General features: G+C 47.2%; 19 protein-coding genes and 1 riboswitch. Of the genes, 3 read left to right on the top strand and 16 right to left on the bottom strand.

Features of this window, described 5'->3' with window-relative positions:
- Positions 1 to 15 precede the first annotated feature (15 nt).
- A complete protein-coding gene (locus B5Z18_RS07215) occupies positions 16 to 399 on the top strand; it encodes an acyl-CoA thioesterase (protein ID WP_079468697.1) in 384 nt (127 codons plus the stop codon).
- Positions 400 to 462: 63 nt separating this feature from the next.
- Here the strand turns inward: B5Z18_RS07215 and B5Z18_RS07210 are convergent, their stop codons facing one another.
- The 5 genes from B5Z18_RS07210 to B5Z18_RS07190 form a co-directional block, all read right to left on the bottom strand.
- Entirely contained in the window at positions 463 to 1,410 is a 948-nt protein-coding gene (locus B5Z18_RS07210; protein ID WP_079468696.1) for a hypothetical protein, read from the bottom strand.
- A 24-nt stretch (positions 1,411 to 1,434) separates the two neighbouring features.
- On the bottom strand, positions 1,435 to 2,586 hold the full coding sequence (locus tag B5Z18_RS07205; RefSeq protein ID WP_235015886.1) for a DUF5074 domain-containing protein: 1,152 nt from the start codon (positions 2,584 to 2,586) through the stop codon (positions 1,435 to 1,437).
- 5 nt (positions 2,587 to 2,591) lie between these two features.
- Entirely contained in the window at positions 2,592 to 4,610 is a 2,019-nt protein-coding gene (locus B5Z18_RS07200) for a TonB-dependent receptor (RefSeq protein WP_235015885.1), read from the bottom strand.
- 121 nt (positions 4,611 to 4,731) lie between these two features.
- Positions 4,732 to 4,938: riboswitch (cobalamin riboswitch) on the bottom strand.
- A 375-nt stretch (positions 4,939 to 5,313) separates the two neighbouring features.
- Positions 5,314 to 5,787 (bottom strand): Cif family virulence factor, encoded by a 474-nt coding sequence (locus B5Z18_RS07195; RefSeq protein WP_079468694.1) that lies wholly within the window; start codon positions 5,785 to 5,787, stop codon positions 5,314 to 5,316.
- Between the two features lie 37 nt (positions 5,788 to 5,824).
- Positions 5,825 to 6,238, bottom strand: coding sequence for a hypothetical protein (locus B5Z18_RS07190; RefSeq protein ID WP_079468693.1), 414 nt, complete (start codon positions 6,236 to 6,238; stop codon positions 5,825 to 5,827).
- A 176-nt stretch (positions 6,239 to 6,414) separates the two neighbouring features.
- Here B5Z18_RS07190 and B5Z18_RS07185 point away from each other — a divergent pair, with 176 nt between their 5' ends.
- A complete protein-coding gene (locus tag B5Z18_RS07185; protein WP_079468692.1) occupies positions 6,415 to 7,137 on the top strand; it encodes an ATP-grasp domain-containing protein in 723 nt (240 codons plus the stop codon).
- Positions 7,138 to 7,266: 129 nt separating this feature from the next.
- Here B5Z18_RS07185 and B5Z18_RS07180 read toward each other — a convergent pair whose 3' ends face one another.
- The 11 genes from B5Z18_RS07180 to B5Z18_RS07130 all read right to left on the bottom strand — a co-directional run bounded on the left by B5Z18_RS07180 (position 7,267) and on the right by B5Z18_RS07130 (position 24,986).
- Positions 7,267 to 8,784, bottom strand: coding sequence for a serine hydrolase domain-containing protein (locus B5Z18_RS07180; RefSeq protein WP_079468691.1), 1,518 nt, complete (start codon positions 8,782 to 8,784; stop codon positions 7,267 to 7,269).
- A gap of 83 nt (positions 8,785 to 8,867) precedes the next feature.
- The gene (locus tag B5Z18_RS07175; RefSeq protein ID WP_159454225.1) at positions 8,868 to 11,771 is read right to left on the bottom strand and encodes a glycoside hydrolase family 2 TIM barrel-domain containing protein; all 2,904 of its coding nucleotides are present in this window, start codon (positions 11,769 to 11,771) and stop codon (positions 8,868 to 8,870) included.
- Positions 11,772 to 11,847: 76 nt separating this feature from the next.
- Positions 11,848 to 13,425, bottom strand: coding sequence for a RagB/SusD family nutrient uptake outer membrane protein (locus tag B5Z18_RS07170; protein WP_079468689.1), 1,578 nt, complete (start codon positions 13,423 to 13,425; stop codon positions 11,848 to 11,850).
- An 18-nt stretch (positions 13,426 to 13,443) separates the two neighbouring features.
- Positions 13,444 to 16,770 carry a TonB-dependent receptor gene (locus B5Z18_RS07165; protein ID WP_159454224.1) on the bottom strand — a complete coding sequence of 1,109 codons (3,327 nt, stop codon included), beginning with the start codon at positions 16,768 to 16,770 and terminating at the stop codon, positions 13,444 to 13,446.
- A 260-nt stretch (positions 16,771 to 17,030) separates the two neighbouring features.
- Positions 17,031 to 18,230: a FecR family protein gene (locus tag B5Z18_RS07160; RefSeq protein ID WP_143313520.1), complete on the bottom strand. Its 1,200-nt coding sequence runs from the start codon at positions 18,228 to 18,230 to the stop codon at positions 17,031 to 17,033.
- A gap of 122 nt (positions 18,231 to 18,352) precedes the next feature.
- Positions 18,353 to 18,952 (bottom strand): sigma-70 family RNA polymerase sigma factor, encoded by a 600-nt coding sequence (locus tag B5Z18_RS07155; RefSeq protein WP_079468686.1) that lies wholly within the window; start codon positions 18,950 to 18,952, stop codon positions 18,353 to 18,355.
- A gap of 169 nt (positions 18,953 to 19,121) precedes the next feature.
- Entirely contained in the window at positions 19,122 to 20,660 is a 1,539-nt protein-coding gene (locus B5Z18_RS07150) for a DHA2 family efflux MFS transporter permease subunit (protein ID WP_079468685.1), read from the bottom strand.
- Positions 20,661 to 20,705: 45 nt separating this feature from the next.
- A complete protein-coding gene (locus B5Z18_RS07145; protein WP_079468684.1) occupies positions 20,706 to 21,443 on the bottom strand; it encodes an SDR family oxidoreductase in 738 nt (245 codons plus the stop codon).
- A 51-nt stretch (positions 21,444 to 21,494) separates the two neighbouring features.
- Entirely contained in the window at positions 21,495 to 22,079 is a 585-nt protein-coding gene (locus B5Z18_RS07140) for a TetR/AcrR family transcriptional regulator (RefSeq protein WP_079468683.1), read from the bottom strand.
- Between the two features lie 92 nt (positions 22,080 to 22,171).
- Entirely contained in the window at positions 22,172 to 22,909 is a 738-nt protein-coding gene (locus tag B5Z18_RS07135) for a class I SAM-dependent methyltransferase (RefSeq protein ID WP_079468682.1), read from the bottom strand.
- 37 nt (positions 22,910 to 22,946) lie between these two features.
- Complete coding sequence (locus B5Z18_RS07130; protein ID WP_079468681.1) at positions 22,947 to 24,986, bottom strand: glycoside hydrolase family 127 protein; 2,040 nt, start codon at positions 24,984 to 24,986, stop codon at positions 22,947 to 22,949.
- A 134-nt stretch (positions 24,987 to 25,120) separates the two neighbouring features.
- Here B5Z18_RS07130 and B5Z18_RS32460 point away from each other — a divergent pair, with 134 nt between their 5' ends.
- Entirely contained in the window at positions 25,121 to 25,297 is a 177-nt protein-coding gene (locus tag B5Z18_RS32460) for a hypothetical protein (RefSeq protein ID WP_159454223.1), read from the top strand.
- Positions 25,298 to 25,301: the final 4 nt, after the last annotated feature.

The following is a 25,301-nucleotide window of genomic DNA, read 5'->3' as shown; positions in this document are numbered from 1 at the left end:
AAAAACAGTACAAACATGACTATAGAAGAAAAAATTCTTCATTCGGAAACCCGGATCTTTAAAGCCGTATTTCCCAGTACTACCAACCATTATGATACGTTGTTCGGCGGCACGGCCATGTCGCTCATGGATGAAGTGGCGTTTATTACGGCTACCCGTTTTGCACGTAAAAAAATGGTGACGGTATCTTCCGGGAAAATAGATTTTAACCGGCCCATTCCGGCGGGTACTATTGTGGAACTGATCGGAAAAATAACCGAAGTAGGCAATACCAGTGTTAAAGTGTTGGTAGAAATATACATTGAAGAGATGTATTCCTATTCACGGGAAAAGGCTATCACCGGCACTTTTAGCCTGGTGGCCATTGGAGAGGATAAGCTACCGGTAAGCGTGAAGTAGTCAAAAAAGAAAGAGGGGGCGCTTGTAAACAAACGCCCCCTTCTTTAGATTATTCACGGATATTTATTCGAGGTTAAGATCTTTTACGCCCAATACTTCTGTGGAAATTTCTCCTAACCATCCTGCTTCTGCACGGATAGCCGTATGTACTTTTATAAAGTTGATCCCGGTGAGCTTCACCGGTTTACCGGTTTTATCTACTGCCCAGTCCAGTTTTATTTTCGCATCACTATCATCATTCGCGTGGTTATCTGCATAACCCCAGGAGAAAGCGGGTGACACATAGTAAGGAGAGAACGGATCGCTGGAAGTATTTTTGATGTTGAGATCTGTCAGTTTAGTACCGGTAAAAGTGATGCTGTCGCCTTTCCACTGCGGGTAGTATGACTGATCATGAAATACATTTTTTGAGAGGTAACCGGTATGCCCCTGGTTGTCTTTCCAGCGGATATACTCTGTATCGCTGGTATACGGATCATCCGGATTAGTAACCCTGTCTTTTGCTTCGTTAGGTTTATAGTAAGTGATCTGGTAGTTCTTTACCGTTTTGGAACTGTTGTATTCCGAACCGGCAATTTCGTACCATTCATCATCGGGTAAGCCGTTTTTATTGGCGTCTACAGAAACGGAGATAACGCCGGGTTCTGCAAACTGGTTGAAAGCATTGCCTAATACGATGAAGGAATATTCGCCGGGTACATTTTTAATGGTATGGTCAAAGCCCATTACCACATAGCCACCGAACCCGCCGAGGGAAATCATGTTTTCCTTTCCCAAAGCTGCCAGTGCGTAATCAGCCATCTGTTTGGCAGAATCGCCCTGCTTCCATACGGGCAGTTCATTCGTAAATTGTCCGGGTGCGGGGAAGTATTCAAAAACTTTGGTCACCTTGTTCAGGAAAGGACCGGTAGGCTCCGGATCTTCTATGGGCGGTGTTACGTCTTTATCCTTGGAACAGCTGCTTACCATAACAGCGATGAACGTGGCGGCGAGTAGAAATTTACTTTTCATTTGTATAGATTTAGTTGGTTATGATTATTTGGTTGCAAAAACAAATGCGATGTGTGCAGGGATTTCACCCGTGGTGACCGACCATTTCTTTTTGCCCGTTTTATCAAAGCAGTAAAGGGTTCCGGAAGACACATAGTCCTTCGCATCCGTTACAAGAATTTCTTTGGTAGCCGGGTTTACCGCTACGCCGTAAGGCATACGGATGGATTTATCTGTACCATCGGTAATGAAATTTGTGTTTAACACCGTTTCTGTTTTTACGTTTACCATGTTATAGGTGATGGTCCATTGACCGGTGTTATAGCTGAAAACAGAGCCGTATACATAAGCGGTGTCGCCGGAAATACACAGGTTGCTCACCGGGATATCAAATTGTTTCTTTACCGCATCTGTTTTGGTGTCTATCACAAAAAGGCGGGATGGTGTATTGTAATAATCGCCGCGGGAAGTCACATAAATATCGCCATCGTTGTCGGCCTTGAGACGGTCGAGATTAATAGCCACGTCAATCTTTTTTATCTCTTTAAAAGTATTCAGGTCTATTACCGACACGGTGCGGTCGTAATCAGGTGCGCGGTAACCGCCGGAATTGGCTACATACAGCTTGTTGCCTACCACGGCCATTTCTTCCGGTTGATAGCCCACAATTACTTTGCGGGTAATTTCCAGTGTAGCCGTATCTATTTCTGCCACAAAACCGATGGGGGCGTTGGGCTCTACCACTACCGGGCCGGCATAAGAACTAACATATGCTTTGCCGTTGGCGAAAGTTATATAGCGGCAGTTGAGGATGTCGATTTGTTTGATCCGTTTGGTGCTGGCCGCGTCCATTACTTCTACCTTATTGGAAATGTTGATCACCGCATACAACTTTGTACCGTATGCTTCTATGTCATTGCCTACATCGCCCAGTTCCTTTACCGCAGTAGGATTGGCAGTAGCATAGATATTACTTTTGTAGACGCCCGTAGTATAATCGTAATAATCCAGGGAGGCTTTATTACTGCCCATATTGCCTTCGTTCAGGAGATAGAATCCATTGAGCAGAGATCCGGGTGTGGCCGTATCTACCGGCGTTACTTCGGGCGGAACAATCCTTTCTCCCTTCCGGCATCCGGTGATGGCCAGTGCTGCCAGGGCGGCCACCCATACTGCATTCCTTAATTGTTTCATCATGTTTATTAAATATTCACGGTTAAGATGAAGCGGTAATTTCTTCCCGGCATGGGATAGCTGATCACCACTTCATAGAACTGGTTGGCGAGGTTATTCACCTGCGCCGTTACATGGAACCGGGTATGTTTATAACTGAATTGTTTGCCCAGTGAAAGATCGCTGGTATACCAGGGTTCCACGTAGTTCTTTAACTTATTTTCCTTGCTGTTGTATCTTTCCCCGGTATAGATGAAGCTGTAGTTGGCTTCCCATTGTTTATAGTCGGCGCCCAGTATGAGCGAGCCGCTATGACGGGGAATATAAACGATCTGATCGCCATAGAAGCTGTCGGACGGATCAGTGAAATCCTGTGCGCGCTGGTAGGTGTAAGTGAGGCGTGTACTGAACTGCACCTGTTTTTTTATAAGCCACAATGCTTTTGCTTTTACATCCACGCCTTTTATTTTTACAAATCCCAGGTTCTCCATTTGCCAGCTGAGCATGCTGGCGCCGGGAACGGCTACTATCTTATCATTTACTTCGTTGTAATAAGCGTTTGTTTCAATACCTGCCTGTGTGAGCCAGCTGTTGGCAAAGGTTTTATTCCAGGTGAATCCTACATCGTATTGTGTGGCGAATTCCGGCTTCAGGAAGCGGTTGCCGATCTCGGTATAATACAGGTCGTTAAAAGTAGGCATGCGGAAGATCTGTTTGTAAAACCCGCGCAGCCGGAAATCCGGTGAGTGCGTGGGTTGCCACGAAACAAATACTGCCGGTGTAAATTTCTGCTGGTATGGCGCCGATGCATTTTTCTTTACCGTTTCATTTACGAAGGTACCCAGCAGGCTGGCCTGTGCGCTGAAGCGGTTGAAGCTGATATTTGTGGCGGCGGCAGTCAGCGTTGTATAACGGGTAGGGTAGCTGAAGTTGGTAAGATCGGCATCCAGGCGGTTCCATTGGAAGTCGCCGGAAGCCGCGATGGTCCACCAATTGGTAAGGGCATACTGGTGCGCCATTGAGAAATACATTTCATATTGGCGGTAGTGGTTATCGATATAAAGCCGGGCGGTATCCGGCGCCAGGAAGCGCGTATAGTCGTAAGCGTATTTTCCGTTCAGCAGGATGCTGTAACGTTTGGTGATATCTTTCCGGAAGCTGGATTGCACAAAGATGTTCTGATCCCATTGGCGGTCCACATGCCCGAATACGCCGTTGACGATGAATCCTGGCAGCCCGCGTTCCGACTGGTAGTAATACACTTTGGTGCTCCATTCGCCGCCATTCAGCAGGCCATTGAATCCACCTTCCACGCGCACGGCATTGATATCGCCGTTCTTCCGGTAAGCGCTGGTATCATATACCAGGTGTCCGTTTTCATCGCGCTTCTGGTAAGAAAATTTATACCTGCCGGTTGCATTGATCCATTCGGTGCTGAAGGAGGCAGAAACTTTGCTGCTGATCTTTTGCTGCCACAGCAGGGAGGGGTTGAACAGGCCAAAAGAACCGGTTTTTATAGTGCCTCTGAGATGTGTTTTTTCTCCGGGTGCAAATTTGGGTTTGAGAGAAGTGAGATAGATGGCGCCGGCGGAGCCAAAGTCTTTCGCGGGCTGGAAGATGTTACTTTTCTGCCCGTTGTACAGGGCAATTTCTTCCATATTATCCAGCGAAAACCGGCCCAGGTCTACCTGGCCATTCTGGGCGTTACCCAGTTGGATGCCATCATAAAATACGCCTACCTGGTTGGTGCCCATGCTGCGGATATCAACGGTTTTGAGTCCGCCGATACCGCCATAGTCCTTTACCTGCAACCCGGCGAAAAAGCGGATTGCATCTGCCACGGAGTGACTGCCCAGCCGCTCCAGTTCTTTCGCCTGCATTTTCTGCCCGGGGCTTACTTCCCTGGCCGTGCGCGGCGCTGTAACGGAAACCTCCCGGAGGTCTTTGGATGTTACACTGTCGGCCTGTTGTGCAAAGGCAGCAACTACTCCGCAGAGCAATAGCAGCAACATCCCGGCGGCTTTCGCCGGTGTTTTGAAACGCATCATTCCCAAGCTTGTTAATGTTCCATCAACAGCTTTCGCAATAAGAAAAATAATCAGGAAAGAGACAAGATACGGGGGATACCCGCAGATTGAATTTATTCCCAAGCTTCATTCCACGAAAGCTTAAAAAATCAGTCGTATGGCAGGTATTCTGACTTATCTCTGCTTCAGGCGACCTTCCCATTGAACGTTCAACAGTGGTCTGATTGGCGATGCCTGAGCATTATATGAGACTTACAGCAGCGGGACTGTCCGGGATTTTCACCCGAGTTCCCTTTTAATCAGGCATATCCGGAGTGGACATACCTGAACCATAGCGGGGCAAAAGTAGGTTATTATTTGATCGATTCAAAACATGGGACAGATATCCGGACGGCAGGCAGCTTGCCGGTATCTGAACTGATCATGTGGAAACCTGCATTCACCAGTTCTTCGAAATTATGCCATGTTGGGTTGGTGGGGAAACAAATCCGCCGTTTTTGCCGCTTTTTGCCGGATTATGCCAGGCCCTTTTTATTGATAGTGTATGGGGAGTGTATGGAGAGTGTATCATGAGTGTATGGTGAGTGTATGGGAACAGTATGGGGACTGTATAGGGACTGTATGGGGACTGTATGGGGACTGTATGGGGAATACGATGCATAGACGACTCCTAAGTATCCAAGAAGTATCTGAGAAGTATGCGGGAAGTATGGAGGGAGTAATGTCATCTCCCGGCGGCAGCTGCTTCCTCGCAATTATCTTTGCGCCTGGTATCAATGAGATACTGGATCTTCCATCCATCGGGGAGCTTCACCATTTGAAAGGAGTCCACCCCGCAGTGGGAGAACTGCCCTTTGAAAAAGAAGCGGTAGGGAGTCCATACGGAAGCCAGCCGGCCATCTATCAGGATGCTGCCAAACACGATACGCTCGTCGGCCGCATTGAGCGGCAACTTGCCTATAAACGACGCAAATTCATGGATAGTAGTAGTACGGATGGTATCCTTACCTGCTTTGGTTTCCGCTACCGACTGCAATACTGCTCCCGGTGCGAAACAGGCGGCTACTGCAACGCTGTCTGAATTATTCATGGCCGTGAACAACTGGTTAATAGTGGCTTTCACCGCTTCTTCCTGCGATTGGGCATAGAGTGAGGTGCTGATGATGGTTAGTAGGAGGCTGAATATAACAGGGCGCATTTTTTTTCTTACAATATACTGAATTGTTCCCGGCGCGCTAAGGGATGATTCCTTTTTCTTTTAAAACATCTTCCTCGTTTTCATGGCTAACATACATGATTATTTTGAGTGCATCATTAACGTGATATAAAATGTAAGTAATCTCAAATTCAATGATCTCACTTGTATTTTTTGAGTAAACAGCTCCCCACCTCACCAACGCCCTGGTGTAATATTCCCCCATCGGCGATGTTTCCACTTTAATGACTTTCATTTCCTGCATGCCAATCTTCCGGTTAAATTTAAACATCTCTTCCAGCCATTGCGTGAACTTTTCATCGTTCTTAAAAGTCATGTTTCCTGATGGCCCTGCGGCCATGAAGTTTTCTGCATAGCAGTTGGCGATAATTTCGGCGTCGTTTGCCAGGGAGGCACGACCATATGCAGTGAAGAAGTCTGTGAATGATGTCATAACGGGGAGTTTTTTGAGAGATTGGATTTATGTTTTTTTATACAAAAATTATTCCCCGTAGCAAACAGGAAGACATTGCTCTAATGTTATCATGAGTCAATTTGTAGAACGTTACTAATTATATATGGATAACAATTTTGTCTTATTTTTAGCAGAACTTCTTAAATTATTTCTGCATGAAGATTTTCCCTATACTGCTGATACCAGAAAAGACGGATAATGAATTTGAACAGATTTTTGCAACCTGGACAGATAGCGGTGGAACTATAAGGCGATTGGGGAAATATTGGGTGAAGGATGAAGTTTTGACAAAACAACCGATCGCAATTTATGGAAACCAGACATTTGCGTTGGTACTTGCCCAGATTTATAATGTTGACCTTCTTTCTCCGGATGATACATTAATAGCCCGGTTGGAAAACAAATGGATCAGGCGGCATATTGAGTTAAAACAAGTAGGACAAGTTGTAGAAAATGACTTTCCCGTTTTTATTAAACCCGTTGTCCCGAAAATATTTACTGCCGGCATTTTTCAGACCATATCTGATTTCAGACAGATAACAACAGGTTTGCCAGACAATGAAGAGATTTTAGTGTCATCAGTTGTAGATGAAATTCAGGCGGAAGCGCGGGCCTTTATTATGGATGGTGTGATTAAAGATATTGCCTTATATGAAGGCACTGCTGACCTAACAGCAGGAAGAGCTTTTTTGACAGATTTTATGAATAGTCACAAGACCTTACTACCGAATGTCGTTGTCGTTGACATAGCTTTTAATGAATCAATAGGTTGGTTTGTTCTCGAGTTTAATGCCTGCTGGGGCGCAGGGCTTAATAATTGTAACGCGGGAAAGGTAATTGATTGTATTATAGAAGCAACAGTGAATAAGAATTCTTAAAACAATAAAGCCGCATAAACCCTAAGATTTACGCGGCCTGAAATACATTATTTTATAACAATCTCCGCTACCACCGGCAAATGGTCCGATGGATACGGCTCATTTACCACACTGCTGCTTTTTACCTTTTTAATCCATTATCGACACCGGAAAAGCTTCATTGATTTTATGGGTCCCTTCTTTAATTAAAACTTCATTTCCATTATCACCAATTTTAAAATCAATCAGGTATTTATTAATCCTTGATAGCATATTAAACTCGATTTCAAATTCATTTGTGGCTTTCCAATATCCTCTTAACGCATACAGATGGCCTGAACCGGCATCCTGGTAAAATTTATATGCGGCGCCGGTTCCTACAGGATAGGTGACGGTTTGTTCCCCTGTTTGCTTTAACACAAGGGATAGATTCCCTTTATTCCATATAATTACGGCGCTTTTAATAGCTAAACTGTTTGTTGGAAAAATGATCGTTTTATTAAACAACTTCCCTTTTTCAGTAGCGTTGTAAATGTACCTGGGCGAATCAATCACTGCTGTTGCCGCCTGAAGTTCCATTTTCTTAAAGCGACTAAAGGCTACCGGATCGCTTTTTAATTTTTTATCATCGTGGAGCGAATTACCAATAATATCACCAATCCGTTCCTTCTCCTCTTCAGCAAGTCCTCCTGCCGTAACTACAACAATTGCATTGTGTATGGAATCGATATGTAACCTTTGTGTACCCCTGCCTTCCAAATTATAGGAATGATCCTTCTCGATCCAGAAACCATAGCCGTAGCCGTTTCCGTTTGGAAACACCGTATTCATTGATCTGGCTTTCTTTACCCAGTTAGCAGAAACAATAGATTTATTATTCCATTTGCCACCGTCTAACAATAGTTGGCCAATTTTAGCCAGATCAAGTGGTTTTAGAGCAAGATCTCCCCAACCGTAATTAATACCATTCTTATTTTTCGACCAATAAATGGACTTTATCTCTAAATCATTAAAGAGATATTTTTTAGCAAAATCTTCAGGGGAAGATCCGGTTGCCCGGTAAATAATTTCAGCCAGCAGGTAATAATTGCAACTGCAATAAGAAAACTGCTGGCCGGGATTAGCTACAAAAGGAATATTGAAAATAAATTCAGACCAATTGCCTGATGGAAATAATTCATTAAACAGGCTATCTTCATTTGAAAAGCCACAATCAAAACCCGACGTCATAGTGAGCAGGTTTTTGATTGATAATGTTTCAAAATCCTTACCGGTTGGTTTGATCTCCGGGAAAAATGATGAAACCAATTGATCTTCATTCTTTATATAGCCTTTATCTATGGCTATGCCAATAAGTATGGATGTTATTGATTTTGTACACGATGCTATGTCATGCCGTAAATCTGAGCGAAAGGGATAAAAACAGGCATCAAATACGATCTTCTTATTCCGTACAATTAAAAGGCTGTGAATATTTACTTTGTTTTCTCTCACATAAGTAAATATATCACTTAAGCCTTTGGAGGAAAACGCTTCGTCTTCCGGTGTGGAGAAAGAAAATGTTCCATCCGGGATCTTTGGTTTTGGAACCTTTGTTATTTGAGAAAAAACCAGCCCTGTTTTAAACAGCAGCAATAAAGTAATGCTTTTATAATGGGAGTTATGCATAAATGGAAGTTCATATCCTGACGAAGATAAAAAAAATCCATAAGCGTTACCCCTGCGAATTCACTTAATGAACCTGTTTTCAGCTACCTCTTCCCGTATAACTGTATTTCCTTCACTGCAATCCTGCTGCTTTCAGGCTGTATACCGGTAATAAGATAACGGACATACCTCACGGCTGTATGATCGAAAAGCACCGGCTGATAATTTTGCCCGGACACCCGTTCTGTATTCTTTACACTTACCCAGTCGCTGCCATTGGTGGATACGGCAATGCTGTAAGTGTACCAGTCGCTGTCTTTTCCCCACACCACGCGGCTGCCGCTCAGCTGGTATTCATTTTTCAGATCCAGGGTGATGCTTACAGGAATACTTCCTGCGCCGGATACCCATCCTGTGGCGGTGTTGCCGTCGATAACCGCACGCAAACCTTCATCCGCAGGTTGCACAAAGCCGGCTTTGCCGGTTAGCTTAATCTCCTGGAGTTGTTTGACAGGGATGGTGTCTGTATAGTACGCCGCCATCGTTTTTTTATCTTCGTGTATCCATTGGCGGTGGGCGCCATCTTTTACGTATTCATACGGCGATGCGGTTGTTTTAATCACCTTGCTGCCGGGAGCCATGCCGGCGCTCTTTACATTGATCTGTATGTTTCCTGCAGTGGCAGCGTGACGGATAACACCGTAGGCAATACCTCCTTCAGTTTTCTGCAAAGCAATACCTGCTGCCGGAATATTTCCGCCTATGAGGGCGCCTTGTCCTGATACGCTGATCTGAACAGTATAGGATTGCCCGGCGGTTTCGTTGGATACAAGCGTGCCGTTGCGGTCGCATACCTTCACATAAAAAGGCGTCATAGAAAAGCCGTCGGCAACAGAAGCCGCAGCATCTGCCGGAATTTCAATTTCGAGGTGATGAGGCGCGCCGGGTGTTTTTACAATATGCGTGCAGGTAGCTTTCCCATCCAGGATACCGATGGCTTTCAGTTCCCCGGGCTCGTATTTGCCGGTGTGGAAAACAAAGTAGGGGCTGCCGCCTTTGGCCGCTACAAAAGGTGCGGTACGGGCGTTTTGCTCCCTGGTTATTTCGCCGCAGAATTTGTTGTTCCGGTAAAGCTGTACGGCGTCGCAGTTGGAGAATATCATGATCGCGCTATCCAAAGCCGGCTGGTTGTTGTAGCTGCCAATATATACCACAGGACCATACGCGGGATTGCGCGCATCCTGCATGGCCTGGAGCTGGTAGTAACTGAATTTTTCATAGCGGTCAAGATCGGTAACGCCGCTGAAAGCGGTGATAGGATCGGAGCCGCGGGTGTAATCGTTGTAGCTCCACACAAAGTAACCGCCTATCCTGGAATTGGCATCCAGTCCGCCGTGATCCCAGTAGCCGCCCAGTGCTTCAGACGTTTCCCCGTTCAAGGCATTTTGCCGCAGTACGCATTGGTTGATCAATCCTTTTTCCGTGTACATCCTGCTGGCACGCAGGCTGTTTTCTTTTTCCGCATCGGCCATCCAGGTATCGCCCCATTCACGGGTAATAAACGGGCGTGACGGCATAGGATCGGAGCCATCTTCATTGACTACTTTATAGGAAACGTTGTAATAATCTTTACTGCGTGCATTAAAATCGTCGGCTACAAACAGCTGGTTGCCGGGCATTTCCTCCCGCGCCGTTTGCACAGCCTGCTGCATCCATGCTGCCGTGGCAGGCGATTCATTGAGAGACGTTTCCCACAGGAAAACGGATGGGTGGTTGCGGTCGCGGCGGATCATCTCGCGTATGTCGCGGTAAGTGTTTGCAACAAACAGGGAATCTTTGGAGAAGAACTGCCATCCGGGCTCGCACGCAATCACCAGCAAGCCTGTTTTGTCGCACGCATCCAGGAATGCGGGGGAGGCGGGATAATGTGCAGCACGCACTGCATTAAAGCCTCCTTTCCTGAGCTGAAGGGCATCGCGGTATTGCAGGTTATCTGTTGCTGCGTCGCCGGTGTATTCGTATGCCTGGTGCCTGTTAGCGCCACGCAGGTATAATTTCGTTCCGTTGATATAAAAGCCGTCGGCAGCAAAGGCAATGTTTCGTATGCCCGTATACGTGATAAGGCTATCCACCGGTGCATTGTCTTCATAAACAACGGATACCAGGTGATACAGGTAAGGATGATCGGGATGCCATAAATGAGGTGCGCTCACGGTAAGCGATTGCCGGATATCCGCATCTGCCTGTGCAGGGATATGCTGCTCACTGGCTGCTGTTGCTACCGGCATATCGCTGGTATCTACCAGCGTTGTTTTCAGCGTGGTATGTACCGGTTTGCCGGTAGCATTCACGATATTGGTTTTTATGGCAACAGCCGCGGCGTCGCTGCTCACTGCAGGGTAGGTGATAAACACGCCGCCACCGGCTACCTTATTGGCTTCCAGCGGATGGGAGATAAACACTTTTTCAGTAACCACCATCGACACATTCCTGTAGATGCCGCCAAAGTAGTTGAAGTCGAGCTTCGATTGCGGCTTTCCCGGTGGGATCTGCGGGTTATCTTTATTAGATACTCTCACTGCCAGCACATTATCTTTCTCAAAGTTCACATACCCGCTGATGTCTACCACAAAGCCCATATAGCCGCCTGTATGGGTAGCTATTTTGTGACCGTTGAGATATACTTCAGCAGTGGTTTGCACACCCTCAAAACAAATGGTGATCCTTTTGTTACGGGAGGAGGGCGGTACTTTAAAATATCTCCTGTACCAGCCAATGCCCTGGTATACCGCATTACCGCCGTTATGCTTTTTCTCAATACGCATTACGTGCGGGATGCTGACGCCCGACCAGTTTTTATCATTGAATGTTAGCTGCTCCGCGCCGGTGATATCGCCTCTTTGAAAGGCCCAGTGGGTATTGAAGTTAAGAACGGTCCTGGCTTGCTGTGCGTACGAGGTGAAAGGAAGCATAAAACAAACCAGCAAACCGGTAATGAAACGATACATGTGAATACTTTTTGAGCATAAAAAAATCCCGCTCATCTTTCAACTCGCGGGATTTCGTTTGATTGTTACAGTTGTATTAGTAGCCTGGATTTTGTGTCAGGTTTTTGTTGATATCCCTTTCTGCCTGTGGTACGGGCCAGAGGTAATCCCTGTTTTCCACAAAGGTGCGCTGCTCTACGGCGATATGATCCCCGCTGAGGGTGAGCTTACCATTGGTAGGGTCTACAGTGCCCAGCCGGGCGCCATATACGGTGCCGGATCTAACGGCAGTGCCTATCTTCCAGCGCTGCACATCGTACCAGCGTAAGCCTTCCAGTGCCAGTTCCACCCTGCGTTCGCGTCTTACCAGTGTACGCATTTTATCAACGGTGTTATATACTGTTCTGTCTACCGCCGGCATGCCTGCGCGGGTTCTGATAGCATCTATCGCATCATACACGGTATTGTCAATAATGCCTGATTCAATTTGTGCTTCTGCATAAGTGAGCAGTATTTCTGCGTAGCGGATCACAATCATATTCAGGCCGGTGTTCCACATATCCGTATAGTCGGAGAGGTTAGACGTGAATTTTTTCGGGATATAAGCCGTTTTGGAATTGTTATCCCCGTTATAATAATCGCCGGATGTGTTTTGAATGGAGTTGTAGTACTTACCTTCATACAACTGGCCAGGGCACACGATGGTAGCGGTTAAGCGCGGGTCCCTGTTATTGTACGGATCATTTTCGGAATAGCCGGATGTTGGATCTGTGATGAGTTTGCCGTTTTTCATTTCGTAAGCATCCACCAGCGCCTGTGTAGGATCGAGGGAACCCCAGCCGCCAAAAGAAGAAGATGGCATTACGCCGATATCGGCATTGGGATAGTCATTCTCTTTGTATTGTACATCGAGGATCACTTCTTTATTGTTTTCGTTCTGGATACGGAACAGGTTCTGGTAGTTTGGAAAGAGTTCATAACCCAGGGTCATTATCTTTTTACAATCGGCGATACAGGCGGCGTAATTTTTATCATACAATTCCAGCCTGGCTTTCAGGGAAAGCGCAGCACCTTGTGTAATACGTCCAACGTCGCTGCCGCTGTAGCTTACCGGCAGGGTAGGCGCAATAGCGGCCAGTTCATCCAATACAAATTTGCGTACTTCGGTAGCGGCTGTTCTGGAAATGGTATTCGCTTCTTCAGTGGTTACGGTATTTTTAGCCAGCGGCACATCTCCATAAAGCTGTGTCAGGGTAAAGTACTGGTAAGCTCTCAGGAAACGGGCTTCGCTTTTGAACTGTGTTTTTAAGGTTTCGTCCATCTGCGTTTTATCAACGTTTTCCAGGAACCAGTTGCATTTCTGGATGGAGGTATAGCTCCAGCGTTTGGAGGCGCTGGTATTGGCAGGCGTAATGTTGCCATTGCCATAGTCCGTATAGCCTTCCCAGTAGTATTGGCTATACATATTATCGCTCACAGCGTCCATATAGAGCAGGGTGTAGTCGCCTTCCCAGTCTTTGTAGCAGCCGTTCAGCGCAGCCTGGGCGTCACCCTGCGACTTCCAGAGGGATTCGTTACTGTAGGCATATGGTGGTTGTCTGTCCAGAAAATCTTTGTTGCATGCGGATTGCAGCGCAGCAGAGAATAAAATTATATAGAGGATGTTCCTTTTCATGATGTTGATTGTTTTTCGTTAAAAACTAACATTTACGCCAAACGTGTGCACTTTCACCTGCGGGTAGTAATAGATACTGCTCGTAATAGATGCTTCAGGATCTATCCATTTATACAGGCCGTCGAAGGTGAGGATGTTTTGTCCGCTGTAGTAGAAACGTACTTTGTTGATACCGATCCTTTTCACTACTCTTTCGGGAAGTGTATAACCCACCTGCAGGTTTTTAAGACGCAGGTAAGATCCGTCTTTCACCCAGAAGGAAGAAGGCGTTCCACCAGGATCGTTTTGCGTATAGCCATTCCAGATACGTGGCAAAGCAGCGGAAGTATTTTCCGGCGTCCAGGTATCCAGTAAAGCAGAAGTAGGTTTACCCGCAGAAGAACTTACACTGCCCAGTTTACCGGCATCGATGTATGTTTTTACGCCGGCAGCGCCCTGCAGGAAGATATTGAGGTCAATATTTTTCCAGGAGCCGCCCAGGTTAACACCAAAGGTTACTTTCGGGAAATAGTTACCCAGGTATACTTTGTCGGCGCTGTTAATGGTATCGTTACCGTCTTTGTCTTTATATCTCAGATCGCCGGCAGCAGTCCTGTTGGATTGATAAGGCGATTTGGACACTTCGTCGGCCGATTGGAAAATGCCATCTGCTTCGTATCCATAAAGGGAGTTGATCGGGTAGCCTACCTGTCTAAAGGTATAGCCGTCGATAATCGGACCTGTTCCGTGAAGGTCGGTTACTTCATTCTTGATAAAGGCTGCGTTAACAGAGGCATTGTACTTGAAATCACCTGCGTTGTTCGCGTAGCTGAGTGAAAATTCCCAACCTTTGTTCAGCACAGAGCCAGCATTTTGAACAGGCGCGTTCAAACCATATACTCCGCCAACCGGTACTGAAAGGAGGATATCATGTGTTGGTTTATAGAAGTAATCTGCGGTAAAGTTTAATTTTCCATCCAGGAAGCCTGCGTCAATACCCACGCTTGTTTCTGTGGTGCTTTCCCATTTGATATCTTTATTAGCTCCATTGATAGGCGATACGCCGGCAGCAATAGCGGCTGCAGTACCACCAAAAGTATAGTTCTGGCTTCCGTCAATGGTAGAGATCCACGGATAGTAAGGAGCTGCGGGGTATTTAGTAGCATCCGGGCCTATTACGTTCTGGTTACCCAGTTGTCCCCACGAACCTCTTATTTTAAGATTGGAAACATATTTTTTCAATGGTGTAAAGAAATCTTCCCTGTCTATGTTCCAGCCGGCGGAAAAGGATGGGAATAAGCCCCATCTGTTGCCGGGAGCAAAACGGGAGGAACCATCATACCGCAGGTTTGCTTCAAACAGGTATTTACCGTCGAAGTCGTAGTTTAACCGGCCAAAATAAGATTGAAGTGCCAGTTGGTAGGAATAGCCGCTGGTTTTCTGTCCATCGGTTGAACCCAGGTTAACATCGGTTAACTGGTTATTCAGGAATCCTTTCCGGTAGCCGTCATCAAAGCTGAATTTGGTCAGCTCCTGGGAGTAACCACCCAGTATTTTGAAGTTATGTTTACTGAAGGATTTGGTGTAGTCCAGTAAAGCCTGCTGGGTAACAGTATTGCCAAAGGTATTTTCATCCGTTACGTAATTTGGTCCCTGGTAGAAGGTTTTATTACCGGAGGCATCATAATACTGCTGATCCGCAATGAACTTCTTGTTATGGGCGATCTTCATCACATAGGCAAGGGAGGGCTTGAAATGCAGTCCTTTCACAATTTCCCAATCTGCGCCCACATTACCTATCAGGTCGTAGTTATTGTATTTATTCAGGCTGTTTCCTTCCAGCCATGCCATCGGGCTACCATCTGAAATATAGCCATAGTAGCCATTTTCATATTTGTAAGGAATGGTAGGGGAGATGCGGTTGATTTGTCTTACCAGCTGCGTAAAATCGCCTGTGTAAGGGTTGCTGGGTTCATTTCTGCCGGAAGAAGTAAAGGCGATATTGCCGATTATCTTTATTTTATCGTTGATGTTAGAAGTGATGTTCAGCCTGCTGGTGTAACGTTTTGCATTTGTTTTTTCAATCAGGCCATTCTGATCAAATACGCCTAAAGAGAAAGCGTATTGTGTATTATCACTACCGCCGGAAACACCTACATAGTGATTCTGTTGCAGGCCGTTGCCCTGGTAAAACAGGTCGAGCCAGTCGGTATTGGGATATTTAAAAGGATCGGAACCATCTTTGAACTTCTGGATTTCTGCATCTGTCCAGCGGGCTGCTTTTCCTTCATTGCTCAACGCCTGGTTGTATAATGTGGCTGCCTGCCAGGAAGGTAAAAAGTCTGGTAAGCCGGTGGCCTTTTGTTTACCTACATAGCCGGTATAGGTAACCTGTGGCGGGCCTTTCCTGCCTTGTTTGGTGGTGATGAGAATAACGCCGTTGGCTGCACGGGAACCATAGATAGCAGAAGATGCTGCATCTTTCAGTACCGATAACGTGGCAATATCGTCGGGGTTAATATTATTAAGACTACTCAGGTTAGTAACTACTCCATCTATCACAATTACCGGGTCGGCATTGTTGAGTGTACCAATACCGCGGATACGGATTTGGCCTGCATCACTGCCTGGTTGTCCGCTCTTGGCTGCTGTTACGGTAATACCAGGCATTGTACCCTGTAATGCGTTACCCAGGCTTGTTACCGGCCTGTTAGTAAGTTGTTCTGTACCGATAGAAGTAACGGAACCGGTGAGGTTCGCCTTTTTCTGCGTGCCATAACCCACTACCACAAACTGTTTCAGCGCGCTTACATCCGGCGCCATTGAGATGTTGATCTGTGTTTTTCCGGCCACCTTGATTTCCTGGGAGATGTACCCGATACTGCTTACTACCAATACCGCGTTCTCCGGCACATTTGCCAGCTGGAAGCTGCCATCCGGTCCGGAAACAACCCCTTTCTGGGTGCCTTTTACAACGATGGAAACACCCGGAAGTGGTGCCCCGGTATCATCTATTACCTTTCCTGTAATGGTAGCAGGAGGAGGTGCGGCTACCGGCGCTGCTGCCGTTTTTTCGTTTTTTGTAATGAAGATGGTATTGCCCTGGATTTCAAAGCTCAGTGGCTGCTGACGCAATACTGCTTCCATCGCGGCTTGTGGCGACGCATTTTTTATGTCTACCGAAACAGGGTTGCTGTTCTTCAGATCATTTTTATCGTAAAAGAAAACATAGCCCGTTTGTGCTTTAATCACGTTCAGCACTTTCTGGAGACTCACCGCTTTGGCGGAATAAGTCACCGTTTGGGCGCTGCCCTCAGCGCTTACCTGCAAGGCAGCAAGGAGCAGCAGAAAAGAAGTTAGCTTCATAACTAACAAAGTTTTGGTTGAGAGCCCCGCAAATTTCCAATATCTGCGGGTACCGGAATTACAAATAGCCTTAAGTTGCATACTTTTGCAATGTTTGGTTGAATTAATAAATAATGTTTACCGACTTGTTTGTTGATTAAATTGAACAGCAGCCGGGGTAGGACGCCAATCTCAGCCCCGGTTTTTTATTCAATGCGCATAGAACGCCGCTGGCAATAGCTTTGATTTTTTCATTGTTCCTTATTTTTCATTGTTCATAACTATGGTTGGATAACGATCCGGTTACCATTCTCAATTCTATATTTAATCCTTGTTTTTGTGAGTCCTTTTAACACCTGCGATAAGGTGAGGTTCCGGCCTATTTCCCCGGTGAATACCCGTTGAGGAATGTTGCCTTCATATGTTACTTCTACGTTGTACCAGCGCGACAGCTGGCGCATTACTGTAGGAAGATCTGCATCATTGAAAGAAAAGAACCCTGCTTTCCAGGCCAGCACTTCTGACAGGTCGGCATGGTCCAGCACCTGGATCGACTGCCCCTTTGCGGCTACCCTGGCTTGTTGTCCGGGCTTCAGCATTTGTTGCTGCTGCTGCACGCTTACCCGCACAGCCCCCTGCACCAATGTAGTATTGATAGTGGCTTCGTCTTTATAGGCGTTAATGTTAAAATGTGTGCCCAGTACATCGATGGTAGTATTGCCGGCCTTTACATGGAAAGGCATCTTATCATTTTTCACCACTTCAAAGTACGCTTCACCGGTAACGGTTACACTTCTTTCATTGCCGGTAAAGGCAGTGGGATAGCTGATAGAAGAGGCGGCATTCAGCCATACGCCGGTGCCGTCAGGCAAAATAAGCTGGTATTGTCCACCCATCGGGGTGCTCATAGTATTATATAGTATCTTATCCTCCGCACCGCCAGTGCCATTGTAGGCGAGCTGGCCGTTACTCAGTTTGGTGATCCGGGTATTGCCCTGTTGCGCCAATACGCCGTTACCCGCACTGTCGAGCGGTATCCGGGAGCCATCAGAGAGAGTGAGTATTGCCCTGTTGCCGCCCGGCGCAATGTCTTTTACCGGTGAAGTGGCTACTACAGCCGGAGGAGGAGTTTGTTTTGAGAGGTAATAAGCGCCGGTTGCTAAAACAACGATACAGGCGGCAGCCCACCAGTAGCGTTGCAGAAAATAGATCCGGTTCCTGGCAGGCAGCGTTGCCGGCTGCTGCACAAGTTTATCGGCATCCAGTATTTCTTTTACGGCCTGCTGCCAGTAGGCACGGTCGTAATCCGCATTGGCAGCAGCTTCCAGCGGCCAGTTGGCATGATATGCATCCAGCTGCCGGACTATTTCCCCCGAATCATCCTCACTGATCAGTTGCAACAGTTCCCTGTACTCCCCGGTGGTGGCACGGTGCAGCCGTACCTGTTCCAATAAGTATGTTAGTCTTTCTGATGTGGACAACGGCCTCGTTTTAAAGCATTCGGAATTCAGTTGATATCGCCGGGAACTGCCTGGTTGCAGAAAGTCCCCTGCATATACGTACCGTAAGCAGCCAAAGAGTACCTATGTCTTTCAAAAAAAAGTTAAGAAAAATACAAAACACCCCATGCCAGCAGGAATAGCGGGAGGATGATACCCTGGCTGGTGAGGTATTCCCGGATAGATTTGAGGGAACGGACCAGGGAATTTTTAACGGTTTGCGGCGAGAGTTGCAGCTCACTGGCAATTTCTGCAATTTTAAGATCCCTCTCCCGGCTAAGCAGGTAGATCTTTTGCGCCTGTGGCGGCAATTGAAGGATGGCCTGCTTTACCAGCAGCGCCGTTTCAGAAAAAGCAATATTTTCTTCGGTAAGATTGGAGTGATCAGTGCTTTCACGGGTAATGATCTGGCTGGCTTTATTCCGCACGCCCTGTTTCTGCAACCAGCTGTAGCAGCGGTGATACACCATTTTGAAGATCCAGTTGTGGGGAACCATTACTTCTGTCAGCTTCTCCCGGCTGAGCCATATGCCCAGGAATATTTCCTGTATGATGTCTTTCTCCGGCCCCTCTACCTGTATAATACGGGCAATTACCGGCTTGATCTTAGGCACATACAGGTGGAATAATGCTTCAAATGCAGATTCATCCCCACCGGCAATTTGGTGGAAAAGTGCAGTTTCATGTACTGTGTCATTATTCATCCGTGTGTATCCAGTTCCCCTTAAATTAAATATCACGCTATCTCCGTTAATCCAGCTATAAAAATAGACGGATTACCAGGTGTGATCGATAAAGATGTAGCTTGCAAAGTACAAAAAAATCGTGGTACCCTGTCAGGTGGGCAATTCCGGTTTGGGGAAGAAGACAATATCAGTGATCCATCACCACTACATTGGCCGTTTTTTTCTTCTTAGCAGAGGCCATTAACAGCAAAGGAAGCGCCGCAATAAATATAATACCTATCAGCAAAAAAGCATCGCTGAAACTCAGCAGGGTGCTTTGTTTTACCACTGAATTATCCAGCAGCTTCAGGGCTTTATGATGCGCATCGGTTGCCGTGGCGCCTTTGCTCAGAAAGAAATGTGCGTAGCTGTTTAGCCGGTTGGCTACGGCGGGGTTATCGGTAGTGAGATTGCTTACAAGATCCGACCGGTGTTGTGCATTCCGGTTGGCGAGATAGGTATTCACCATTGCAATGCCAAAGGAGCCGCCCAGTTGCCGCATCATATTATTTAATGCTGCTCCCTGCGGAATATCGGCCGGCGCCAGTGATGACACGGCCAGGGTGGTAAGCGGCACTGTTACCAGTGCCAGGCCCACGCCCCGCCAGATGAGGGAGGTAGTTATAGTGGCCGCGCCGGCGTCCTGGTTGAGCGCCGACATCTGCCAGCTGAAAAGAATAAATAACCCCATCCCTGCTACAATGAGAAACACCGGCGATACGCCGCGCTGCAGCAGCCGTGCAGAGATGATGAGCCCACCTATGGCTAAACACGCGCCGGGCAACAGGAGCATCCCCGTTTGCAGCGGCGTGAAATTAAGCAGCCGCTGTGCAAATACCGGCGTCAGGAAAACGGAGCTGAAAATACCCATGCCGGAAACAAATGTCAATATTGCGGCAATGCTCAGGTTCCTGCTTTTCAGTACGCGCAGGTTTACTACCGGGTCTTTGACCTGTAGCTCCCACCACACAAATGCGATGATGGCAAAAGTAGCGATTACAGAAAGCCAGGTGATGTAGGGCGCTTCAAACCAGTCGTCGGTTTCCCCTCTTTCCAATACGGTTTGCAATGCGCTCACGCCAACGGCGAGGAGCAGGATCCCGGTCCAGTCGATCCGTTTGGCCGGTGGCACATTACCGGGTTCTTTGAGCAGTATATAACAAAGCGTTGCCACGGTGATACCTATCGGTACATTAATGTAAAAGATCCAGGGCCAGGAATAAAATTCGGTGATGTAGCCGCCGAGGGTTGGGCCTATCGTGGGACCAATAAACACGCCTACACCAAAGAGTGCGCTGGCCACATTTTGTTTTTCTTTGGGGAACTGTTCAAAGATGATCACCTGCGATACCGACAGCAGTGCGCCGCCACCAATGCCCTGGAGGAAACGGAATACCACCAGCATCCAGATGTTGGTGGCTTGTCCGCACATCAGCGAAAAGAAGGTGAAGGCGATGATGGAGCCGATATAATAATTGCGTCGGCCCAGTTTCGCGGCGAGGAAGCCGGTAATGGGAATGATGATTACGTTGGCAATGGCGTAGGCAGTAATGACCCAGGAGGTATCTTCCAGCGTGGCGCCGAGGTTGCCACTCATATGCGATAAGGCTACGTTTACAATGGAGGTGTCTATCAACTCCATGATAGCAGCTGTAATCACCGCCAGGATCAGTACTGTCCGTTTCATTGCTGTTATTTAATATACCGTTTGGTATATTATTAGATAAATTTTTTATTCGCCGTTACTATTCATAGCGGCAAGTGCTGCTGCAGGATTGGTAAGCGATAACTGGTAAATCTGTTCGGTATCGCCTACACGGATTTCATAGTCATTTTTTGCGAGTGCAGTTAAAAGATCCGTGGCAACCTGTGAAGGAGGGATGCCTTTACTACCGCCGATGTCCTGCGATAAATCGGTGTTTACCAAAGGAGGCATCAGTTCAAAGATGTGCAGCTTGGGAAACGTTACCCGCATGGAGTGGGTGTAGGAGCGGAGGGCAGCTTTGGTGGCTGAGTAAGTGGCTATCCGTGCGCCCGGTGCAAAGGCAACGATAGATGTTACATTTACAATGGCGGCTTCCGGTTGTTTGGTGAGTAACGGCAATAATTTTTCGGTGAGGCGGATCACGGCGAAGAAGTTAGTGTCCATTTCTTCGACTGCCTTTCCCGCTGCATTCGCGTTTTCCGACAGCTCATAGGCAAATGCGCGGCCTGCGTTGTTGATCAGGATATTTAAAGACGGATATTCCTCCTGCAGGGTGGCTACCAGTTGAGCTACCGCTTTATCGCTGGTTACATCGCTCACGATGCCTTTTACACCCGGTAGTTGCTGCGTGGCCTTTTCCAGGCGGGCGGCGTCCCTGCCGGTGATAATTACCTGGTTACCCTGTTGGGATAATTGCCTGGCTATTTCCAGTCCGATACCTGCGCTGCCGCCGGTGATAAGTACAGTATTTCCTGTTGTTTTCATGTGTATTGTTTTTATATACCGATCGGTATATTTATAAAGAAAAAATTTGAGTTAAAGTTCGTCCACCATTTTTGCGACCGACTGCATAATGGCGTTGCGGTAATTCATTTTACCGGTTAGTTTGGCAATCATGATGCAACCTTCAATAGTGGCGATCATCGTGAGAGCGGTTTGTTCTGCATTTACATCTTCACTGAATTCCCCTTCCTCTTTTCCTTTTTCAATTAAGTGGATGATAACGTCCTTCCAGGAAAGGAAGGCATCTACGGCTTTTTGTTTCAATAAAGGATGCGTGTCATCTGCTTCAACCGCCGTATTGAGGATGGGGCATCCGCCGGTAGGGAACGGGTGTTTCAGGAAGTTTTCATATATATGCACATACACCATCAGTTTATCCCTGCAGGTTGTTTTCTTGTCCATTTCCTGCCGGATAATGGTGTTTACTTTTTTCAGGTTGTAGTCGAAGCACGCCAGGGCCACTTCGTCTTTACTGGCGAAATTACCGTAAATACTTCCTTTGGTCAGCCCCGTGGCATTCGTCATATCATTCAGAGAAGTACCGGTATAGCCCTTCTCGTTAAAAACAGGGGCCGTCATCTCCACAATAAACTGTTTTGTTTTCTCTGCCTTGTTCATATCCCTCTTTCTTTTGACACAGCAAAAATATACCATTTGGTATAAAATGAAAAATATATTTTAGGAAGAAAGGGAACCCGTTGATTCACAGGCTATACCGGTTTCACTGCCGCTACCAAAAGAAAGATGGGTCTGCGCGTTTCATCCTTCATTTCAGGATAGGCCGCTATTACTTCGGCAGTGGGCTGCGGCTCCGCGATAGTGGTAATACGGAAGCCGGCATCCATCAATGTATTCAGCAACGTGGCTACGGTGCGGTGATATTTCACCACATCGGTATCCAGGAAGCGGGTTTGCCGCAGGGTTTCCTGCTGATAGTTATCCACCGGCCAGTGAAGGCGCTGCCCCTGTTCGTCGTAGTACCAGTCCTGCGCCGCAAGCGCCGTAAATACAGGATGCTCTACAGAAAGCACAAAAGTGCCGCCGGCAGCCAGGCACCGGAATACCTTCCGGCAAACCACCTCGTAAGCCGCTACATAATGGAGTGCCAGGGAGCTAATCACCACATCAAAGGAGCCGTCTGCAAAATCAATATCTTCAATAGCCTGCTGCCGGTATTCGATGGCTGTATCATGTGTAGTAGCCCGCGCCCGCTCCAGCATCCTGGCAGAAATATCCACTCCCACCACAAACTGCGCACCCTGCTCACGCGCATAGCGGCAATGCCAGCCAAAACCGCAACCCAGGTCCAGCACCTTCTTATCTTTTAACCCGGGAATCATACTACGCAGCACATACCACTCGCCAGCCGCATTCAGTCCGCCAACAGAACGGGGCATCTGGCTGTACTTCTCAAAAAATAACGGATCGTCGTATTTATTCTGCTTCATAACAAAACGAATGTAAGAAGAAGAATTATACAGGCAGCTACTTCGAAATAATCCTTTCTTCCTGTTTACTGGTGAGCAGATCAATATCATTTACCTTCTCCGGAAACCATACCATCATTTCTCCCTTGCCCCTGTTGGCCCAGGCGTAGTAAGGAATAGCCGTAAATGTTTGTTGCGTGGTGGAAACAGTAAGGCCGTTGTTGCTCACATGTACTGCCGGTACCTGGCTGCTGATAACGGTTACGCCATTCAGCAGTTCCGGCCGCCACGCGGTAGCGAAAACAGCATCGGAAGGAATGATGATATTGCTGGTGCTGCCATTGTTATCGGCCCATTCGCCGCAATAAACAATAGGTCCGCGTTGCAGGGCTACTTTGCCGGCATCGTCTTTCACCTTTTCATTTGCTTTTATCTTTCTTACTTCCATTGGTAACACTACTTCTACACGGTCATTTTTTTTCCAGGTCCGCGCAATCACAGCGTATCCTTTTTCCATATTATAGGTAACAGGCACACCGTTCACACGGATAACAGGCAGCGGGGTATTGTTGCCGGTAAAGGTGTATAAACCGGAAGGAACGGCTGTATTCTGCGCCCATCCGGGAATGCGTACCAGGAAATTAAATGCCACCGGCTTTTTGGCAGGGGAGATGTTAAATACCAGGTCGCCATTCCAGGGGTATTGATTTTGCTGGTTAATGGAAACAGTGTTGTCGGATACTTTCAAAGTAGCGCGACTGGCAACAAAAAGATTCACGTATACATTATTATCTTTTTGCGCATACACATAACCGGGAATAGAAGGGATCAGGCGGGTAAGATTGGTAGGGCAGCAGGAGCATTCAAACCAGCCGGCACGTTCGGGTTCCAGGTGTTTGTGTGAAAAGGAATTTTTTACCTGCATGGCGTTGCTGTAAAAGAAAGATTTGCCATCAAGTCCCAAACCTGATATGAGCCCGTTGTATAACATCTTCTCCAGCACATCCATATATTTTGCATCCCCGTGCAGGAGGAACATGCGGTAATTCCAGTACACACCGGCAATGGCCGCACAGGTTTCATTATAAGCGGTGGTGTTGGGCAGTTCGTAGTTGTCGCCAAACCGTTCCCCGGAGGGGATGGCGCCCAGTCCGCCCTGTACGTACATTTTATAGGTAACCATATTCTGCCAGATGGTATCTACTGCCTGCAGCAGGCTTTTATCGCCGGTTAATGCGGCTACATCGGCCATAGCAGCGTATAAGTAGCCAGCCCGCACGGCATGTCCTTCTACTTCATATTGTTCGGTAACCGGCTTATCATCCTGCCAGTAAGTTCCGCTTTTCCAGGGATCTTTGCTGTTGCTGTCATAGCCGGTATAGCGACCGCGTTCTTCAATAAAGAATTTCGCCGTTTCCAGGTATGCCGGCTTGCCGGTGATCCGGTAAAGCTTCACCAGGCCCATTTCCACAATTTCATGACCCGGCGCTACATGCTTTTTTCCCGGGCCGAATACACTGCATACGAGGTCGGCATTTTTGAGGGCGATGTTCAGCAGCGTTTTCTTTCCCGTAGCATAATAATGTGCAAAAGCGGCCTCATACAAGTGGCCGGCGTTGTACAGCTCATGGCTCCCTTCCCGTTCCTTTACCCATCTCTCCGGTCCGGCCCATGAATGCGGCGCCGCGGGATTAATGGTTCTGGCGGTATACAGGTAGCCATCTTTTTCCTGCGCATTGGCAACTTTAACGATCAGTGAATCGATGTAGTTGTCCAGCTTTTTGTCCGGGAAAAGGCTCAGGGAGAAGGAAGCTCCTTCAATTGTTTTGTAGATGTCGGTATCGTCGAACGGAAAGGTGGTACAGAACTTACCCGAATGGGCCGCTGCCATTTCAAAGTTCTTTACCCGGCCTGTATTTTCACAGCGCTCAAACGAGGCAGGAATGGTAACCAGGTGATTTGTACGCAGGCGTGGCAGCCAGAAACTGTCTGTGAGCTGTACTGCCGTGAAGTTGACCGATTTAACCGGGTAGTCCTTTACCTGCGCCCATGCAGTGGAGGCCGCGCAGATACTGATGAACAGGCATATCTTTTTCATATAACAGATTATAACGTGAAATTTATCCAATGGATGGGGAGCTGGGTGGACAGGTGTTCCCGCTCCGGTATCCCGGTTGAAAATAGTAATTTTTATTTATTAATCGTCAAATTGACAATTAATTTTACAGCCGCATGAAATCAGGGAGTAGCGGACAGGAACCGGCATTCCGCGGCAGCAGCCGGGACAATCATCTCCCGGAATTTTCCATAACATTAAAGGAAGGGGTATTTTTTACTGCATTTTTTCCGGTGGCCTGGTTGTTGTTGCTCACCATACAGCAACAAAATGGTCGTCCGGCTGTTTTATAACACA

It is taken from the genome of Chitinophaga ginsengisegetis (genome assembly GCF_900168065.1).
GTDB classification, from domain to species: Bacteria; Bacteroidota; Bacteroidia; order Chitinophagales; family Chitinophagaceae; genus Chitinophaga; species Chitinophaga ginsengisegetis.
Note: the sequence above shows the minus strand (reverse complement) of the source record. Positions and strands in the feature narration are given on the sequence as shown.

What these genes read in the sequence shown, in the direction of transcription:
- B5Z18_RS07150 (WP_079468685.1), bottom strand. Translation starts at nt 20,660, where the DNA reads ATGAAACGGACAGTACTGATCCTGGCGGTGATTACAGCTGCTATCATG.
- B5Z18_RS07175 (WP_159454225.1), bottom strand. Translation starts at nt 11,771, where the DNA reads ATGTATCGTTTCATTACCGGTTTGCTGGTTTGTTTTATGCTTCCTTTC.
- B5Z18_RS07155 (WP_079468686.1), bottom strand. Translation starts at nt 18,952, where the DNA reads ATGAATAATGACACAGTACATGAAACTGCACTTTTCCACCAAATTGCC.
- B5Z18_RS07165 (WP_159454224.1), bottom strand. Translation starts at nt 16,770, where the DNA reads ATGAAGCTAACTTCTTTTCTGCTGCTCCTTGCTGCCTTGCAGGTAAGC.
- B5Z18_RS07130 (WP_079468681.1), bottom strand. Translation starts at nt 24,986, where the DNA reads ATGAAAAAGATATGCCTGTTCATCAGTATCTGCGCGGCCTCCACTGCA.
- B5Z18_RS07190 (WP_079468693.1), bottom strand. Translation starts at nt 6,238, where the DNA reads ATGACATCATTCACAGACTTCTTCACTGCATATGGTCGTGCCTCCCTG.
- B5Z18_RS07140 (WP_079468683.1), bottom strand. Translation starts at nt 22,079, where the DNA reads ATGAACAAGGCAGAGAAAACAAAACAGTTTATTGTGGAGATGACGGCC.
- B5Z18_RS32460 (WP_159454223.1), top strand. Translation starts at nt 25,121, where the DNA reads ATGAAATCAGGGAGTAGCGGACAGGAACCGGCATTCCGCGGCAGCAGC.
- B5Z18_RS07210 (WP_079468696.1), bottom strand. Translation starts at nt 1,410, where the DNA reads ATGAAAAGTAAATTTCTACTCGCCGCCACGTTCATCGCTGTTATGGTA.
- B5Z18_RS07145 (WP_079468684.1), bottom strand. Translation starts at nt 21,443, where the DNA reads ATGAAAACAACAGGAAATACTGTACTTATCACCGGCGGCAGCGCAGGT.
- B5Z18_RS07185 (WP_079468692.1), top strand. Translation starts at nt 6,415, where the DNA reads ATGAAGATTTTCCCTATACTGCTGATACCAGAAAAGACGGATAATGAA.
- B5Z18_RS07200 (WP_235015885.1), bottom strand. Translation starts at nt 4,610, where the DNA reads ATGATGCGTTTCAAAACACCGGCGAAAGCCGCCGGGATGTTGCTGCTA.
- B5Z18_RS07215 (WP_079468697.1), top strand. Translation starts at nt 16, where the DNA reads ATGACTATAGAAGAAAAAATTCTTCATTCGGAAACCCGGATCTTTAAA.
- B5Z18_RS07195 (WP_079468694.1), bottom strand. Translation starts at nt 5,787, where the DNA reads ATGCGCCCTGTTATATTCAGCCTCCTACTAACCATCATCAGCACCTCA.
- B5Z18_RS07170 (WP_079468689.1), bottom strand. Translation starts at nt 13,425, where the DNA reads ATGAAAAGGAACATCCTCTATATAATTTTATTCTCTGCTGCGCTGCAA.
- B5Z18_RS07135 (WP_079468682.1), bottom strand. Translation starts at nt 22,909, where the DNA reads ATGAAGCAGAATAAATACGACGATCCGTTATTTTTTGAGAAGTACAGC.
- B5Z18_RS07205 (WP_235015886.1), bottom strand. Translation starts at nt 2,586, where the DNA reads ATGATGAAACAATTAAGGAATGCAGTATGGGTGGCCGCCCTGGCAGCA.
- B5Z18_RS07180 (WP_079468691.1), bottom strand. Translation starts at nt 8,784, where the DNA reads ATGCATAACTCCCATTATAAAAGCATTACTTTATTGCTGCTGTTTAAA.